Source organism: Micromonospora sp. NPDC049048 (genome assembly GCF_043197615.1).
Lineage (GTDB): Bacteria > Actinomycetota > Actinomycetes > Mycobacteriales > Micromonosporaceae > Micromonospora.
This window is the reverse complement of sequence record NZ_JBICTM010000002.1, coordinates 371,938-387,256: the sequence shown is the minus strand read 5'-3', so window position 1 is coordinate 387,256 and position 15,319 is coordinate 371,938. Positions and strand designations below refer to the sequence as shown.

Here is a 15,319-nt window from a genome sequence, read left to right as displayed (position 1 = left end):
TTGGATGGTCCGAGCTTTCAACGGTTAAAACCAATAGCCGGACCTGGGTCGATGGGGCCGTCTTCGTCCGGTGGGTAGACTACCGGGCTTACGCCTCGGTCCACTTCCCATGGGTGGTCCGGGTCCCAGCGTCGCGATTTCTCGTCACTGTCGTCGTACTTCCCTGACTGGCCCGGCAATCCGCCTGAACGGGCAGTGCCCATGCCGGGTGCTCCACCGATTGGCGGTATACCCTGCAATGCGCTGAAGTTGCGGCCAGCCCCAGGGCGGGAACCTGCGCCTCCGGCTGGAGCGGTGCCTGCTCCCCCGCCGCCGATTACTCCACCAATCGGGTTAACCCGACGTTGCTGTGCGCCGTTGCCATTCGATGGTCCAAGTCCCATTCCGGGGGTTCCGCCGATCAGGCCGCCTGGTGGCATGGGCCGGGGTGATCCCGGTGGCGTGGCAGACGGGAGCCCGCTAATGGCTCCGTTGACCGGCCGGCTGCTAGGGGCAGGCTGACCGATCGGAAGTCCCGAGATCCCATGCCCAGGCCGCACGCCTGGCGGCATGGCAGGCATCGGTCCACTGCCGGAACCAGTGTGGAGGCCGGGTGGAGTTGCACCTGGCATCGCGGGATTGGTTGGGGAAGGCGCTAGACCGGGTTTGACCCCACCGAGGACAGGCCCGACGTTGCGGGTGGTTGGTGCGGAGACCTGTCGCGCGTTCGTAGTCGGCCGGGCAACGGACGACGTAGTCGACCTTGACAACGGCACGGGGACGACGGGCGGAATCACCGGAGCGACTGAACCGGGGCCTCCGTAGACGTCGGAGTTGTGCTGGTCTATCCCAGGCGACGGCTTAGGCCTGGGTGGTGGCTGGCGGAGCATTACTTGGGCGTGTTGGAGTTCGCCGCTGAGGCCGTACATGATGCCGCGCGCCTGGACGTTGAGCCGTTCCAGGTCGGCGTCCGTCACCGGGCGGTCGGGGACCCGGCTGCCCATGGCCGCCTTCGGGTCGGCGAGCGTCGCTTCGTACGTCTGCTTCTCCTGGACCTTGACGGCGTACGTCTCGTAGATCTTCTTGAGTTCCGCCCGCGTGGCGCTGATGGCCTGCGTGGCGGCGGAGAGCGCGGTGTAGTTGGCGCTGGCGGCGTCGTGCGTGCGCTGCACCTTGTCGATCAGCTCGTCCAACTCGCGGACGTACGCGCGGGCGGCCTCGTTGGTCTCCGGCGGCCAGGCCTCCGCCAGCCCTCGGCGGTATTCCTGGAGGCGGCTGAGGTGCATCCGGGAGAGGTCGCAGACCTTGCGCCAGCCGGAGACCTGCTTCCAGTGGTTGGTGGTGTCGTGGTCCTGGAGGCAGGCCCACATGCTGGCGACGTCCATCAGCCGCCAGTCGGTGAGGGCGGACGTGCGGCCGCCGGTGCCCCGCTCGATCATGGCAGCACCACCGGGCCCAGCCCCTGCCCCGGGGCGGGCTCCGGCCCGGTGGGATCGCGTAGCGCCGGCGACCCGGCGCGAGGCGCGGCGGCGGCCGGGTTGGCGAGGGCGCGTTCGACGTCGGTGACGCGCGCGGCGGCGAAGGCGTCGGCCCCGGTGTAGCGGGTGGCGACGGTGCCGGCGGCGACGGCCAGGTGGCCGGTCGCGTCGCGGACACCCCAGACCATGTCGGTGGCGGCCTGCTGCGTCTCGTGGTGCGCGCGCAGGAAGTTGACCAGCTCGATGAACGCGTCGGCCGGGTTCGGCACCGGCGCCGTCATGTCCTCGGCGATGTACGACAGGTGCGGGGCGTAGTTGCGTTCCACCTCGGCCTGGAGCTTGTCGGCGAACTCGCGGAGCTGGCGGATGTCGGCCTCGATGCCGCCGTAGCCGCGCAGCCAGGACGCTGGACCGTCCTCCTCGGGGATCATCGGCCCTCCCTGCCCGTCACTACGCCGTTTCCCTGAGTGAGGTTAATGGGTCCCCGGCCCCGTCGGCAGCCCCGTCCCGGCACACGACGACCGACCCGGGGGTAGACGGAGGTGCCGAGCTGCGGTGTCGCGTACGAGAAGGGTCAGCGCGGCAGGCCGGACGTCCGCCACCCGCCGGGGCCGGCGACCGCCGCAGCGGCGGGCCGGCCGGAGCGCGCCCAGGCGGAGGTGGCGACCGGCGGAGGCGCGGCGGTCGGGCGGGAGCGTACGACGATCGCGCCCACCAACGCGGCCAGTTCCTCGGCGGTGGGGACCCCGCGGACGACCCGGAACAGCGGCTCTTCGGCAGACATGGTGCCAGCGTACGCGCCGCACAGGTCGACCTGAACCGCACAGTGGCGTGCCGGCGGTGTGAGTGTCGTCGGCTCCGGGTACCGTCTGGGCGATGTCGAACGCACTGCCCCAACTCGTCGCTGACCGATACCGGCTCCTCTCGCCGCTCGGTCAGGGCGGCATGGGTCGGGTGTGGAAGGCGCGCGACGAGGTGCTGCACCGGGACGTGGCCATCAAGGAACTCGTCCCGCCGCCCAGCCTCACCGACGAGGAGCGCCGCGAGATGCGCGAGCGCTCGCTGCGCGAGGCCCGGGCCATCGCCCGGTTGAACCACATCAACGTGGTCCGCATCTTCGACGTGCTGCGCACCGACGGCGACCCGTGGATCGTCATGGAGTACGTGCCGTCGAGGTCGTTGCAGGACGCCCTCGCCGAGGACGGCCCGGTGACGCCGGCGCGGGCGGTGGAGATCGGCCTGGGCGTGCTGGCCGCGCTGAAGTCGGCGCACAAGGCCGGCGTGATGCACCGCGACGTCAAGCCCGGCAACGTGCTGCTCGGCGACGACGGCCGGGTGGTGCTGACCGATTTCGGCCTCGCCACGATTCCCGGCGACCCGAACGTGACCCGTACCGGCATGGTGCTCGGGTCGCCCGCGTACATCTCGCCGGAGCGGGCCCGCGAGGGCACCGCCGGGCCGGAGGCCGACCTCTGGTCGCTGGGCGCCACTCTCTACGCGGCGGTCGAGGGCAAGTCGCCGTACGCGCGACCGTCGGCGATCGCCACCCTGGCGGCGCTCGCCACCGAGCCGATGCCGCCGCCGAAGAACGCCGGGCCGCTCAAGCCGGTGCTCAACGGCCTGCTGCGCAAGGACCCGAACGAGCGGATCACCGCCGAGGTCGCGGAGAAGTTGCTGCGCCGTGCCGGCGGCAAGCGCACCCGGACCATCCCGCTGCTCGACGGCGTACGCCGGCCGGGGCCGAACGGTCCCCGCGAGCCGCGCCCGCCGCTGGTGCCGGCGCCGCGACCGGCCGAGGGCGCGGCGGACAAGCCGGTCAGCCCGCCGGCGCCCCGCGCGCCGCAGGCGGCGGCCGGTGCCGGTGCCGCGTCGGCCGCCGAGGACGCGACCGCGGCGGTCCCGTCGGACCTCGCGTCGACCGCCAAGGTCGGACCGTCCATCTCGGACTCGGCCCCGACGGCGAAGGTCGATCCGCCGCAGCCGGCGCTCGACGACACGAAGGCCGAGCCGGCGCCCGGCAGGCCGGCGAATCCCACGTCGGTGATGCCCGCGCCCGTGAGCCCGCCGTCCGGCCGGGCGACGGTCGTGGCGTCCGGCGGTACGAAGCCCGACAACACCCGCCGCAACATCCTGATCGGTGCGCTGGTGGCGCTGCTGCTGCTCGGCCTGGTGCTGGTCGTGCCGATGCTGACGGGCGGCGAGGGCGGGGACGGTGGCGGCTCCCCGCAGGCCGACCCGACCGGCGCCGCGTCCTCGCCGGGGCAGCCGGCGCAGTCCTCCGCGCCGCCCACGAGCGCGGCCCCGAGTCCGACGCCCTCGGCCACCCCCTCGCCGACCGCGGACGCGCTGCCGGCCGGCTGGAAGCTGCACAAGGATCCGGCCGGCTTCACGCTGCCGCTGCCGGAGGGCTGGGTGCGCCGGCAGGTGGACGGCAGCACGGTCGTCTTCGACCAGGCCGACGGGCCTGGCGAGTTGCTGGTGCAGTGGACCTCCACGCCGAAGTCGGACGCGTACGCGGACTGGAAGCGGATCGAGCCGGACCGTAGGAAGTTCGTGAAGAACTACCAGTACCTGAGCATCGAGCGCTGCGACTACTGGAAGACCTGCGCGGACTGGGAGTGGCTGGAGACCCGCGACGGCACCCGGATCCACGTGCGCAACCGGGGCTTCGTGACGGCCAGCAACCGGGGCTACGCCCTGCGCTGGGAGGTCGCCGCGAAGGACTGGCAGGCCAACCTGGCCAACTTCGACCGGATCGCCAAGGGCTTCGTACCCGACCGCAAGGACTGACCCGCGGGATTCGCGCCCGTTGCGAGATCGACTCGCATGACCTTCCGTCGTACGGGGTATTCGACCTTCGACGGAAGGGAGGGGTACGACATGGGTTACCGACTCAGGGACGCTCGGCCCCGAGTGGCACTGTGGATGCTCGTGGCCCTCGGCGACATCGTCCTGCTGCTCACCGCCGCTGGCCTGCCGGTGCTGTTCGCGCTGCTCAGCGTCGTCACCGTCACCCTCGTCGGGGTGGGCGTCCGGCGTTTCGCCCGGCGTGACGCGCTCGCTCGCGAGAACCCGGCGACGGTGCCGGTGGCGGCCCGACGGCGGGCCTGACGCCCGCGGATGGCGACGTGGCGGCAGCCGGACCGGTTGTCGACCGTACGGTGACAACCGGTCCCGCTGCCGCCAACCGCCTCCCCAGGCGACTCAGGCTCGGGCGTCGACCCGGGCTCAGGTGTTGTTGGCCAGCGCGATCAGTCGGCTCCGGTCACCGTTCCAGTGGTTGCGGTCGACGGCGCCGCTGATGCCCGCCACGCTGCCCGAGTCCGTGTACTGCCAGAAGCTCCAGAACGGTGCCCCGGCCGGCAGCGTGCCGACGGTGCTCGACCAGCGGGCGACCCAGAGCGGGTGGTTGGCCCACGGGGCCGTCCAGCTGCCGGTGCACTGGTTCCACCAGCTCGTGGTGGTGTAGATGACGGCGTAGCGGCCGGTGCGGGAGCGGTAGGTGTTGAGGAAGTCCTGGACCCAGTTGCGCATGCCGGTCGTGCTGAGGCCGTAGCAGTAGCCGCCGGCGTACGGGTTGCCTTCGAGGTCGAGCGCGGCCGGCAGGGTGCGGCTGTCGGCTGACCAGGCGCCGCCGTTGGAGGCCAGGTAGTTCGCCTGGACCGCCCCGGAGGAGATGTTGGGCCGGGCGAAGTGGTACGCGCCCCGGATGACGCCGGCGTTGTAGGCGGCCACGTAGTTCGTGTTGAACCTCGGGTCCTTGTAGCTGGTCCCCTCGGTCGCCTTGATGAAGGCGAACTGGATGCCCGCGTTGCGGACGCTGGTCCAGTTGATGGCGCCCTGGTAGTGGGACACGTCGATGCCGGGGGTGGTGGCCGCGGCCGCCGGGGTCGCGGTCGAGACGAGGCCCGCCGCGGCGGTGGCCAGGGCCGCGAGGCTGACGGCCAGCAGCCGCCGCAGGGATGTTCCGGTACGGGTCATGGAATCCTCCAAGGACGCCGGACTCAATAGACATCCATCTTTGGAGATAAGCGCCTTGAAGGGCAAGGGGAGTTAAAGAAATCTTCAAAAACGGTGCGGTCGGGTACACCGGCCGAGCGCAATGCTCCGGCTCAGCGCAGCGCGGCCGGGTCTACGCGCCAGCGGATCGGCTCGGCCAGGCTGAGCTCCTCGCCCGGCTTCGCCACCTGGTCCTCGACGTAGTGCTCGCCGTCCAACCGGTACAGCCGTAGCGAGTGGCCGGCACCATCCTGCTCGACCAGCAGATACCACGGGATCCCGGCGATCGCGTAGAGCTGCATCTTGACCAACCGGTCGGCGGCCGCGTTTCCCGGTGAGACGATCTCGCAGACGAGCAGGACCTCGCCCGCCTCGACCACGGTGCCCTCGTCGTCGGTGTCGGCCACCACGACGTCGGGGATGACGATGCGGTCGACGCCGAGCCGGACGTTCACCGCCTCGAAGACCAATAGGCCCTGTGGCAGCGCTGCCAGCCGCAGGCTGTTCGTCAAGCTCCACGACACCAACTGGTGCCGCTTGCTCGGGGCAGGGCTCACGATCAGGCTCCCGTCGAGCAACTCGATCCGGTTCGAGGTCTCGCCCATGGCGAGGTACTCGGCCTCGGTCCACAGGCCGACGTGGGGTTCCAGGGGTGCCGCGCTCACCGGCGTCCACCTCCCGCTCCTGTCGCCACCGGATCAGCCTCCCACGATACGGGCCGACGAGGACGCAGCGACACAGGTCGGGGCCGGTAGGCTCGCGCCCCATGGTGTCGATCGACGGGCTCGGCGGTCTCTGGGACAAGTTGTTCGCGGCGCAGCCGGACCCACCGCCCCTGCTGGTGCTGCTGACCGCCGTCGTCGCGCTGGTGGTCGTCTCCACCCGGCTGCCCTGGCGGATCGCCCGCAACGCCATCACCATCGCCCACGAGGGCGGGCACGCGCTGGTCGCCCTGCTCACCGGCCGCCGGCTGCACGGCATCCGGCTGCACTCCGACACGTCCGGGCTGACCCTCTCGGCCGGCCGGCCCACCGGCCCGGGGATGATCCTCACCCTGCTCGCCGGCTACGTCGCCCCGCCGCTGGTCGGGCTGGCCGGCGCGTGGCTGCTCGGCGGCAACCGGATCACCCTGCTGCTCTGGGTCGCCGTGGCGCTGCTGCTGGCGATGCTGGTGATGATCCGCAACGTCTTCGGGGTGATCTCGCTGCTGGTCACCGGCGGGGTGGTGCTCGCCGTCTCCTGGTACGCCACGCCCCAGGTGCAGGCGGCGTTCGCGTACGCCGGGGTGTGGTTCCTGCTGCTCGGTGGGGTGCGACCCGTGGTGGAGCTGCAACGGCTGCGCTCCCGGGGCCGGATGCCCGCCTCCGACGCCGACCAGCTCGCCGGCCTCACCCCGCTGCCCGCGTTCTTCTGGGTCACCGTGTTCGCCCTGGTCAACCTGGTCGCCCTCGGCGCCGGCGCGCTGCTGCTGGCCGGCCCGATCCTCACCGAGGCCGGCGTGACCGGCTGAAATTGACCGGCTGATCCGGCAACCGGCGGTACCACCGGGCGCGTGTCCCCTGCGACCGTCACGGGGAGGTAGCAGGTGCCGGACGTCGACGGGTTCGACGAGTTCTACCGGAGCAGCCGGCAGCGGCTGCTCGGCTTCGTCTACGCGCTCACCGGCGACCGCGCCGAGGCGCAGGACGCCGTGCAGGAGGCGTACATCCGGGCCTGGCAGCGCTGGTCGACGGTGAGCGGGTACGAGGAGCCGGAGGCGTGGGTGCGGGTGGTGGCGAGCCGGATCGCGGTCAGCCGGTGGCGCAGTCTGCGCAGCCGGGCCCGCGCCTACCTGCGGCACGGCGCCAGCGAGAGCGTGCCCGGCCCGGACACCGCCACCGTCGAGGTGGTCACCGCCCTGCGCCGGCTGCCCGAGGAGCAGCGCACCGCCATCGCCCTCTACTACCTGGTCGGCATGCCGGTCGCGGAGGTGGCCCGGCAGACGGCCGCCCCGGTCGGCACGGTCAAGGCCCGACTCTCCCGGGGGCGCGCCGCGCTCGCCGGGCTGCTCGCCGTCTCTGACCTCGAGGAGGCCGCCGATGCGTGACGAGATGATCTTCGTCGAGCAGGTGCACCGGGACCTGCACGACGTCCGCTGGTTGGAGCCGGCGGAGATCCGCGCCCGGGCCCGCCGGCGCAGCAGGCGTACGTCCATGCTGGCCGCGGTCGCGGTGCTCGCCGTCGTCTCCGCCTCCGCCGTGGTGGTCGGGGACCGGGCCGGGCAGCGAGGGGTGTCCCCGGCGGCGTCCCCGCCGCGGCCGGCGGCACCGGTGACCCGGGTCGAGATCCCACCGGCGGCCCTGCTGCATCAGGACGACCTGGCGGCGCGGGCGGGACTGCACCTCAGCGAGGCGGGCCTGGGCGGGACCGTCGACGTGGGCCTGAGCAGGTGCACCACCGGGCGCGGCAGTGCCACGCGGGCGCCGGAGAGCTGGATCAGCCGCTCCCAGACGGTGCTGCGTCCGGCGTCCGGCGGGGGGCGGCTCGGGGACGTCCTGCTCGTCCAGGACCTGCACCGGATGCGGGACGACGGGGCCACGCGGTTCTTCGAGGCGTTGCGCGGGCAGCTCGCCGCCTGCCGGGAGTGGCGGGAGACGCGGTCGGTCCACTGGGGCGACGAGTCCGTCGATGTCGACGACGTGCACCACTGGGACGTGCCGAGGCGGGACTTCGCCGGCGACGAGTCCCTCCTGCTGCGCCACTCCGTCTCCGCGACCCTCGGCCAGGCCGACGGGCAGGTCCGGTCGGGACCGGACACGACCGTGGTGGTGCGGGTCGGTGACCTGCTGAGCGTGCTGATGCTGGAACCGGCCAGCGAGGCCGAGTTGGTGCGTCTCGCCAGGATGGCCGCGCAGCGCATGTGCGTCGCCGCCAACCCGGCCTGCTGACCGCCGCCGGATCCCGCCCGGACGGGCGTCAGAGCGGGATGTTGCCGTGCTTCTTCGGGGGCAGGGTCTCGCGCTTGGTACGCAGCACCCGCAGCGCGCGGACGATCTGGGTACGCGTCTCGTGCGGCGGGATGACGCTGTCCACGTAACCGCGCTCGGCGGCGATGTACGGGTTGGCGAGGGTGTCCTCGTACTCGGCGATCTTCTCGGCCCGTACGGCTGCCGGATCCTCGGCGGCGGCCAGGTCGGAGCGGTAGAGGATGTTCACCGCGCCCTGCGCGCCCATCACCGCGATCTGGGCGGTGGGCCAGGCGAAGTTCAGGTCCGCGCCGAGGTGCTTGGAGCCCATCACGTCGTACGCCCCGCCGTAGGCCTTGCGGGTGATCACGGTGACCTTGGGGACGGTGGCCTCGGCGTACGCGTAGATGAGCTTCGCGCCCCGGCGGATGATGCCGTCCCACTCCTGGCCGGTGCCGGGCAGGAAGCCGGGGACGTCCACGAAGGTCAGCACGGGGATGTTGAACGCGTCGCAGGTGCGTACGAACCGGGCGGCCTTCTCCGAGGCGGCGATGTCCAGGGTGCCCGCGAAGTGCATCGGCTGGTTGGCGACCACGCCCACCGGCCGGCCCTCGACCCGGCCGTAGCCGACGACCATGTTCTGCGCGTAGAGCGGCTGGACCTCCAGGAACTCGCCGTCGTCGAGGACGTGCTCGATCACCCGGTGCATGTCGTACGGCTGGTTGGCCGAGTCGGGGATCAGGGTGTCCAGCTCCCGGTCGGCGTCGGTCACGTCGGTGTCGGCGGGGGCGTCGAAGACCACCGGCTCGTCCAGGTTGTTCGACGGCAGGTACGACAGCAGCGCCTTGACGTAGTCGATCGCGTCCTGCTCGTCCGTGGCGAGGTAGTGCGCGTTGCCGCTGCGCGAGTTGTGCGTACGGGCGCCGCCCAGCTCCTCCATCCCCACGTCCTCGCCGGTGACCGTCTTGATGACGTCCGGGCCGGTGATGAACATGTGCGAGGTCTGGTCGACCATCACGGTGAAGTCGGTGACCGCCGGGGAGTAGACCGCGCCGCCGGCGCACGGGCCCATGATCAGGGAGATCTGCGGGATGACCCCGCTGGCCCGGACGTTGCGGAAGAAGATCTCGCCGTAGAGGCCGAGCGAGGCGACGCCCTCCTGGATGCGCGCGCCCCCGGAGTCGTTGATGCCGATGACCGGGCAGCCGATCTTCATGGCCAGGTCCATCACCTTGACGATCTTCTCGCCGAAGACCTCGCCGAGGGAGCCGCCGAAGACGGTGAAGTCCTGGGCGAAGACGCAGACCTGCCGGCCGTCGATGGTGCCGTAGCCGGTGATGACGCCGTCGCCGTACGGGCGGGTCTTCGCCAGCCCGAAGTTGGTCGACCGGTGCCGGGCCAGCTCGTCCAGCTCGACGAACGAACCCTCGTCGAGCAGCATCTCGATCCGCTCGCGGGCGGTCTTCTTGCCCCTCGCGTGCTGCTTCTCGACCGCGCGCGCCGACCCGGCGTGCACCGCCTCGTCGACCCGCCGCTCCAGGTCGGCCAGCTTGCCCGCGGTGCTGTGGATGTTGATCCCGGTCTCGGTAGTCACTCTGGGAATATAACGATGGTTCAGGCCGTCGCCGCTGTGCAGTTCGCCTCAGCCGGGTGCCGCGACGCCCGCGGGCCGCCCGCCGGGCGGACCGTAGGCTGACGGTATGCCGGGTTCGCCGTACACCGATCTGGACCGCCCGCCGCTGTCGGCGGCGCGGCTGGGGCGCGCGCTGGTTGCCCCGCACGGCCCGTGGGCCCGGCTGGAGCTGCGTGTCGAGACCGGCTCCACGAACGCGGACGTCGTCGAGGCGGCCCGGGCCGGCGAGCCGGAGGGCCTCGTCGTGGTGGCTGAGCGGCAGACCGCCGGGCGTGGCCGGCGCGGGCGGGTCTGGCAGTCGCCGCCCCGGGCGGGCATCGCGACCAGCGTGCTGCTGCGGCCCGGCGAGGCCGGCGAGGAGCGCGGCTGGCCGCCGGTGTCCCCCGCCGGGTACGGCTGGCTGCCGTTGCTCGCCGGCGTCGCGCTCGTCGAGGCGGTGACCCGGCTGGCCGAGCTGGACGCGGGCCTGAAGTGGCCGAACGACCTGCTCGTCGACGGCCGCAAGTGTGGGGGGATCCTGGCCGAGGCGGTGCCGGCGACCGAACCGGGAGAGCCACCGGCCATCGTGCTCGGCATCGGCCTGAACGTGACGTTGCGCGCCCACGAGTTGCCGGAGAACCCGGGCGGGCTGCCGGCCACCTCGCTGCAACTGGCCGGCGCGTCCGCCACCGACCGGGATCCGCTGCTGCGGGCCCTGCTGCGCGCGCTCGCCGACTGGTACGACCAGTGGCGCGCGAGCGGCGCCGACGTGCGGGAGTGCGGGCTGCACGAGGCGTACCTGCGCTCGTGCGACACGATCGGCCGGCAGGTCCGGGTGCTGCTGCCCGGCGGCGGTGAGCTGGCCGGCCAGGCCACCGGGATCGACCTCGACGGGCGGCTGGTGGTGCGGGCGCCGGACGGCGAGCACCGGGTGGCCGCCGGGGACGTCCTGCACGTGCGGTAGCTCGGCGCAGAGGTTCCCGCGACACGGCCCTTGTGGCGGAGGCGGCCGGACGGCGGGAGCCGCTAGCGTCATCGCCGACATCGTGGACGCGAGGAGGTTCGTGTGGCATTCCCGGAAGACGTGCTCACCGAGGACGAGCACGTCGTACTGCACCTGCACCCGCACTGGAAGGCGCTGATCCGGCCGGTCGCGGTGCTCGTGCTCGCCGTCGCGGCGGTGGTGGCCGGCGTGCTCCTGCTGCCGTCCGGAGGGGGCGGCTCGATCGCGCTCGCCGTCATCGGTGGCCTGGCACTGCTGGCGGTGCTGTGGCTGGCGCTCTGGCCGTTCCTGGTCTGGCGGACCACCCACTACCTCTTCACGAACGAGCGGGTGCTGCTCCAGCAGGGGGTGCTCTCGCGCGACCGGCGGGACATCCCGCTGACCCGGGTCAACGACCACGCGATGAACCAGAAGTTCGTGGAGCGCCTGCTCGGCTGCGGAACTCTGACCATCGAGTCCGCCGGCGAGCGGGGCCAGTCCGTCCTGCACGACGTGCCGAGGGTCGGCCAGGTGCAGACCAAGCTCTACGAGCTGGTGGAGGCCCACCACGACAAGCACTCCCTGGGCGACGGCGAGATGCGCGAGATCCTGGCGGACCTGCACGACGGCAAGCCGCTGCGCGACCCCACCACCTGACGGTCCGGGCTCAGCGGGCGCCGGGCCTCCGGCTCAGCGGCGCGGCGGGCGGCGGGTGCTGGCCTGTAGCTCGGCGGCCAGTTCCGCCTCCAGTTCCCGGTCGAGGGAGCGGCCCAGGCCGGCGTCGAGCCGGGCGGGGCGCCCCTGGACCGGGGCTCCGGGGCCCGCCGCCGGCGCGGGGTTCTTCTGCCCCAGCACGACGTGTGCGGGGCGCGGCGCGGTGCCCGGTGGTGGTTCGGCCTCCTCCAGCTCGGAGATCGACTCGGCCAGCTCGGCCACCGGATCCATCTCGGCCATGGTGTCCCACTCGTCGCGCGGGATGCTGTGCCAGGTGTCGGCCGCGTGGGCCGGGGCGGGTTGGAAGACGAACGTCCGGTAGGACCAGAAGCGGAACAGCGTCGCGAGCAGCACGCCACCGGTCTTGGCCACGTTGAGTGCCAGCAGGCTGGTCAGGCCCAGCCCGTACTTGGCGGCAGCCAGAACACCCAGCTCGATGAGCAGGCCGGCCCCGTTGAACAGGAAAAAGAGGACGTATTCACGCTGCATCGCCGCTTTCGGGCGATCACGGTACGTCCAGTGACGATTCATTAGATATGACGTGATCGTCGCCACCACAGTCGCGATGACCGTCGCCTTCAGTTGACCATCGACGAAAACGGTCAGTGCGAGCACGTTGAACACGGCGTAATTGATTACGGTGTTGACGCCGCCGACGATTCCGAACTTGAGCGCCTCGTGGATGAACTTCTGCCAGCGCTCAGGCAGCAGACGGACAAGACGCATGCGGAACACCTTAGGGCAGTGGGCGGGGGCCGGCAGGCTCCGGCCGGGACGGGGTGGGCGGTAGGTCACGCCCGGTGGTCTCGGTCGTGCTTCTCTTCCGGAACGGTGGGGGTTCCCGCTTCGACGAAGACGAACCGTCGGTAGGACCAGAACCGGAACAGCGTCCCGAGCCCCGTCCCGACGATGAAGCTGGCGATGTTGTCGGCCAGCGGCGTCTGGAACACCTGCGGCCAGATGCTGCCCAGGCCGTAGCGGCTGATCGCCAGGCAGGCCACGGCGATCCCCAGGCCGACGCCGTTGAAGAAGAAGAACAGCGCGTACTCGCGGGCCGGGTTGGAGCGCTTGCGGTGCCGCCACGTCCAGAACCGGTTGCCGATGAACGCCACGGTCGCCGCGATCACCGTCGAGATGGTCTTCGCGGTGACCTGCTCGACGCCCCGCACGCTCGTCAGGTAGTTGAAGAGCGCGAAGTCGATCAGGAAGGCGACCCCGCCCACGGTGGCGAACTTGCTCAGCTCGCGGACGAGGTGGCCGAAGCGGTCCACCAGCGAACGGAGCAGACCCGTGCGGGTCTGCCGGGAGCCTGGCTCCCCGGTCATCGTGGCGGCCACGACGCGAGCGTACCGGCTGTGGACAGCTCGCACGGGTAGCAACGGCGGACCGACCGTACGGGTGGGCGTCTGTGGACAGAGCGTAACGAGATCGGCGACGGCGCGGGCCGATTCGCGGGTTCCGCCGACGGGAGCGTGCCCGGCCGGGGCCGTGAGTGTTCCCACAAGCATTTGCGTGAAACTGCGCGTGAAAGCGGGTATTAGCTCGCGATGCCGCAGCGTGACCGCAGCTTGTGCAGTTCTTCACAACCAGTCCCACTGACTGGTGACCTCGCCCGGTTTACGCTGAGGCCAATCCCAGGTTTCCACGAAGGGCGACGCACCGCGCCGTTTAGGACGCACAGCGCCGTCAAGACTCGTGCATCCCATAGACCGGTCAGCGTCGACCACCAAGGAGATGTGTCATGGTTGCTCCGGCTACCGTTCGGGGTATCGATCAGGCCCCGACGTCCCACCCCAAACTGCTCGCTTGGGTCCGTGAGGTCGCTGAACTGACCACCCCCGACCGTGTCGTCTGGGTGGACGGGTCCGACGAGGAGTGGCGTCGCCTCACCGACGAGCTGGTCGAGGCCGGCACCCTGATCCGGCTGAACCCCGAGAAGAAGCCCAACTCCTTCTACGCGCGCACCGACCCGACGGACGTCGCCCGGGTCGAGGAGCGCACCTTCATCTGCTCCGTCGACGAGGCGGACGCCGGCCCCACCAACAACTGGATGGCGCCGGCCGAGATGAAGCGGACGATGACGGAGCTGTACCGCGGCTGCATGCGCGGGCGCACGATGTACGTCATTCCGTTCTGCATGGGCCCGGTCGAGGCCGAGAGCCCCATGTTCGGCGTCGAGATCACCGACAGCCCGTACGTGGTGGCCTCCATGCGCATCATGACCCGGATGGGCGCGAAGGTCCTCGAGGCCATGGGCGACGACGCGGACTTCGTCCACGCGCTGCACTCCATCGGTGCCCCGCTCGCCCCCGGCCAGCAGGACGTGGCCTGGCCGTGCAACGAGACGAAGTACATCTCGCACTTCCCCGAGACCCGGGAGATCTGGTCCTTCGGCTCCGGTTACGGCGGCAACTCGCTGCTCGGCAAGAAGTGCTACTCGCTGCGGATCGCCAGCGTGATGGGCCGCGACGAGGGCTGGCTCGCCGAGCACATGCTCATCCTCAAGATCACCTCTCCGGAGGGGAAGGTCTACCACATCGCCGGCGCCTTCCCGTCGGCCTGCGGCAAGACCAACCTGGCCATGCTGGAGCCCACCATCCCGGGCTGGAAGGTCGAGACCATCGGCGACGACATCGCCTGGATGCGCTTCGGCCCCGACGGCCGCCTCTACGCCGTCAACCCCGAGTACGGCCTCTTCGGTGTCGCTCCGGGCACCGACTGGAAGACCAACGCCAACGCGATGCGGACGCTGGACCGCGGCAACTCCGTCTTCACCAACGTCGCCCTGACCGACGACGGGGACATCTGGTGGGAGGGCATGGGCGAGCCGCCGGCGCACCTGGTCGACTGGAAGGGCAACGACTGGACGCCGGAGAGCGACAGCCTCTCCTCGCACGCGAACAGCCGCTTCTGCACCCCGATCACCCAGTGCCCGATCCTCGCCGAGGACTACTACGACCCGAACGGCGTGCCGATCGACGCGATCCTCTTCGGCGGTCGCCGCCGGGACACCATCCCGCTCGTGACCGAGGCCCGCGACTGGGTGCACGGCGTCTACATGGGCGCGACGCTCTCCTCGGAGACCACCGCCGCCGCCTCCGGTGCCGTGGGCGTCGTCCGGCGCGACCCGATGGCGATGCTGCCGTTCATCGGCTACCACGCCGGCGACTACTTCCGGCACTGGATCGAGATGGGCAAGGGCGCCGACGGCGACGAGTCCAAGCTGCCGAAGATCTACTACGTCAACTGGTTCCGCAAGGACCCGGAGGGCAACTTCCTCTGGCCGGGCTTCGGCGAGAACTCGCGCGTACTGAAGTGGATCATCGAGCGGATCGAGGGGCGCGCCGAGGGCGTCGAGACCCCGATCGGCATGGTCCCGGCCCAGGACGCGCTCGACGTCGAGGGCCTGGACATGACCCCGGAGGACGTCCGGATCGCGCTGAAGGTCGACGCGGAGGAGTGGCGCAAGGAGCTTCCGCTGGTCACCGAGTGGTTCGAGAAGTTCGGCGACAAGCTGCCGGGCGTGCTCTGGGCCGAGCTGGACGCGCTGCGGGCCCGGCTCGACGCGGCGCCGCAGCGCTGAGGGCAGGTGTGATTGACGCCCCGACCG

At 71.3% G+C, this 15,319-nt stretch carries 16 protein-coding genes; 8 read left to right on the top strand and 8 right to left on the bottom strand.

From position 1 onward, the window contains the following. Positions 1–17 precede the first annotated feature (17 nt). The 3 genes from ACGFIG_RS07170 to ACGFIG_RS07160 all read right to left on the bottom strand — a co-directional run bounded on the left by ACGFIG_RS07170 (position 18) and on the right by ACGFIG_RS07160 (position 2,241). The gene (locus ACGFIG_RS07170; RefSeq protein ID WP_393000123.1) at positions 18–1,418 is read right to left on the bottom strand and encodes a hypothetical protein; all 1,401 of its coding nucleotides are present in this window, start codon (positions 1,416–1,418) and stop codon (positions 18–20) included. Continuing rightward, positions 1,415–1,888 carry a hypothetical protein gene (locus ACGFIG_RS07165; RefSeq protein ID WP_393000121.1) on the bottom strand — a complete coding sequence of 158 codons (474 nt, stop codon included), beginning with the start codon at positions 1,886–1,888 and terminating at the stop codon, positions 1,415–1,417. The genes ACGFIG_RS07170 and ACGFIG_RS07165 overlap by 4 nt, the downstream gene beginning before the upstream one ends. A gap of 143 nt (positions 1,889–2,031) precedes the next feature. Further along, positions 2,032–2,241 (bottom strand): acyl-CoA carboxylase subunit epsilon, encoded by a 210-nt coding sequence (locus ACGFIG_RS07160; protein WP_393000119.1) that lies wholly within the window; start codon positions 2,239–2,241, stop codon positions 2,032–2,034. Positions 2,242–2,333: 92 nt separating this feature from the next. Here ACGFIG_RS07160 and ACGFIG_RS07155 point away from each other — a divergent pair, with 92 nt between their 5' ends. Next, positions 2,334–4,247 carry a protein kinase gene (locus ACGFIG_RS07155; protein WP_393000117.1) on the top strand — a complete coding sequence of 638 codons (1,914 nt, stop codon included), beginning with the start codon at positions 2,334–2,336 and terminating at the stop codon, positions 4,245–4,247. Between the two features lie 123 nt (positions 4,248–4,370). Then, positions 4,371–4,568, top strand: a complete 198-nt coding sequence (locus tag ACGFIG_RS07150; RefSeq protein ID WP_393000115.1) for a hypothetical protein — start codon at positions 4,371–4,373, stop codon at positions 4,566–4,568. Positions 4,569–4,685: 117 nt separating this feature from the next. On the opposite strand, the gene ACGFIG_RS07145 is transcribed toward ACGFIG_RS07150, so the two are convergent. Together ACGFIG_RS07145 and ACGFIG_RS07140 are read right to left on the bottom strand one after the other, a co-directional pair. Further along, positions 4,686–5,438: a GH25 family lysozyme gene (locus ACGFIG_RS07145; RefSeq protein WP_393000113.1), complete on the bottom strand. Its 753-nt coding sequence runs from the start codon at positions 5,436–5,438 to the stop codon at positions 4,686–4,688. A 131-nt stretch (positions 5,439–5,569) separates the two neighbouring features. Then, positions 5,570–6,121, bottom strand: a complete 552-nt coding sequence (locus ACGFIG_RS07140; RefSeq protein ID WP_393000111.1) for a Uma2 family endonuclease — start codon at positions 6,119–6,121, stop codon at positions 5,570–5,572. A 101-nt stretch (positions 6,122–6,222) separates the two neighbouring features. Between ACGFIG_RS07140 and ACGFIG_RS07135 the strand changes: the two genes are divergently transcribed. From ACGFIG_RS07135 to ACGFIG_RS07125, 3 genes are all read left to right on the top strand, one after another. After that, entirely contained in the window at positions 6,223–6,966 is a 744-nt protein-coding gene (locus tag ACGFIG_RS07135) for a M50 family metallopeptidase (RefSeq protein ID WP_393000109.1), read from the top strand. 75 nt (positions 6,967–7,041) lie between these two features. Continuing rightward, complete coding sequence (locus ACGFIG_RS07130) at positions 7,042–7,542, top strand: RNA polymerase sigma factor (protein WP_393000107.1); 501 nt, start codon at positions 7,042–7,044, stop codon at positions 7,540–7,542. After that, positions 7,535–8,383 (top strand): hypothetical protein, encoded by an 849-nt coding sequence (locus ACGFIG_RS07125; protein WP_393000105.1) that lies wholly within the window; start codon positions 7,535–7,537, stop codon positions 8,381–8,383. Before ACGFIG_RS07130 ends, ACGFIG_RS07125 begins: the two co-directional genes overlap by 8 nt. 28 nt (positions 8,384–8,411) lie before the next feature. On the opposite strand, the gene ACGFIG_RS07120 is transcribed toward ACGFIG_RS07125, so the two are convergent. Further along, positions 8,412–9,995 carry an acyl-CoA carboxylase subunit beta gene (locus tag ACGFIG_RS07120; protein WP_393000101.1) on the bottom strand — a complete coding sequence of 528 codons (1,584 nt, stop codon included), beginning with the start codon at positions 9,993–9,995 and terminating at the stop codon, positions 8,412–8,414. 106 nt (positions 9,996–10,101) lie between these two features. Here ACGFIG_RS07120 and ACGFIG_RS07115 point away from each other — a divergent pair, with 106 nt between their 5' ends. Together ACGFIG_RS07115 and ACGFIG_RS07110 are read left to right on the top strand one after the other, a co-directional pair. Beyond that, entirely contained in the window at positions 10,102–10,977 is an 876-nt protein-coding gene (locus ACGFIG_RS07115; RefSeq protein WP_393000099.1) for a biotin--[acetyl-CoA-carboxylase] ligase, read from the top strand. Positions 10,978–11,079: 102 nt separating this feature from the next. Continuing rightward, positions 11,080–11,652, top strand: a complete 573-nt coding sequence (locus ACGFIG_RS07110) for a PH domain-containing protein (RefSeq protein ID WP_393000097.1) — start codon at positions 11,080–11,082, stop codon at positions 11,650–11,652. 33 nt (positions 11,653–11,685) lie between these two features. Here ACGFIG_RS07110 and ACGFIG_RS07105 read toward each other — a convergent pair whose 3' ends face one another. Continuing rightward, the gene (locus ACGFIG_RS07105; protein ID WP_393000095.1) at positions 11,686–12,435 is read right to left on the bottom strand and encodes a GtrA family protein; all 750 of its coding nucleotides are present in this window, start codon (positions 12,433–12,435) and stop codon (positions 11,686–11,688) included. Positions 12,436–12,500: 65 nt separating this feature from the next. Further along, complete coding sequence (locus ACGFIG_RS07100; RefSeq protein WP_393001351.1) at positions 12,501–13,034, bottom strand: GtrA family protein; 534 nt, start codon at positions 13,032–13,034, stop codon at positions 12,501–12,503. 416 nt (positions 13,035–13,450) lie between these two features. On the opposite strand from ACGFIG_RS07100, the gene ACGFIG_RS07095 reads away from it, so the two are divergent. Further along, positions 13,451–15,292 carry a phosphoenolpyruvate carboxykinase (GTP) gene (locus ACGFIG_RS07095; protein ID WP_393000093.1) on the top strand — a complete coding sequence of 614 codons (1,842 nt, stop codon included), beginning with the start codon at positions 13,451–13,453 and terminating at the stop codon, positions 15,290–15,292. Positions 15,293–15,319: the final 27 nt, after the last annotated feature.

Bases quoted from the DNA above. Each gene is read 5' to 3' on its own strand.
- ACGFIG_RS07135 (WP_393000109.1), top strand. From the start codon at position 6,223: ATGGTGTCGATCGACGGGCTCGGCGGTCTCTGGGACAAGTTGTTCGCG.
- ACGFIG_RS07125 (WP_393000105.1), top strand. From the start codon at position 7,535: ATGCGTGACGAGATGATCTTCGTCGAGCAGGTGCACCGGGACCTGCAC.
- ACGFIG_RS07145 (WP_393000113.1), bottom strand. From the start codon at position 5,438: ATGACCCGTACCGGAACATCCCTGCGGCGGCTGCTGGCCGTCAGCCTC.
- ACGFIG_RS07165 (WP_393000121.1), bottom strand. From the start codon at position 1,888: ATGATCCCCGAGGAGGACGGTCCAGCGTCCTGGCTGCGCGGCTACGGC.
- ACGFIG_RS07095 (WP_393000093.1), top strand. From the start codon at position 13,451: ATGGTTGCTCCGGCTACCGTTCGGGGTATCGATCAGGCCCCGACGTCC.
- ACGFIG_RS07100 (WP_393001351.1), bottom strand. From the start codon at position 13,034: ATGACCGGGGAGCCAGGCTCCCGGCAGACCCGCACGGGTCTGCTCCGT.
- ACGFIG_RS07115 (WP_393000099.1), top strand. From the start codon at position 10,102: ATGCCGGGTTCGCCGTACACCGATCTGGACCGCCCGCCGCTGTCGGCG.
- ACGFIG_RS07105 (WP_393000095.1), bottom strand. From the start codon at position 12,435: ATGCGTCTTGTCCGTCTGCTGCCTGAGCGCTGGCAGAAGTTCATCCAC.
- ACGFIG_RS07155 (WP_393000117.1), top strand. From the start codon at position 2,334: ATGTCGAACGCACTGCCCCAACTCGTCGCTGACCGATACCGGCTCCTC.
- ACGFIG_RS07170 (WP_393000123.1), bottom strand. From the start codon at position 1,418: ATGATCGAGCGGGGCACCGGCGGCCGCACGTCCGCCCTCACCGACTGG.
- ACGFIG_RS07160 (WP_393000119.1), bottom strand. From the start codon at position 2,241: ATGTCTGCCGAAGAGCCGCTGTTCCGGGTCGTCCGCGGGGTCCCCACC.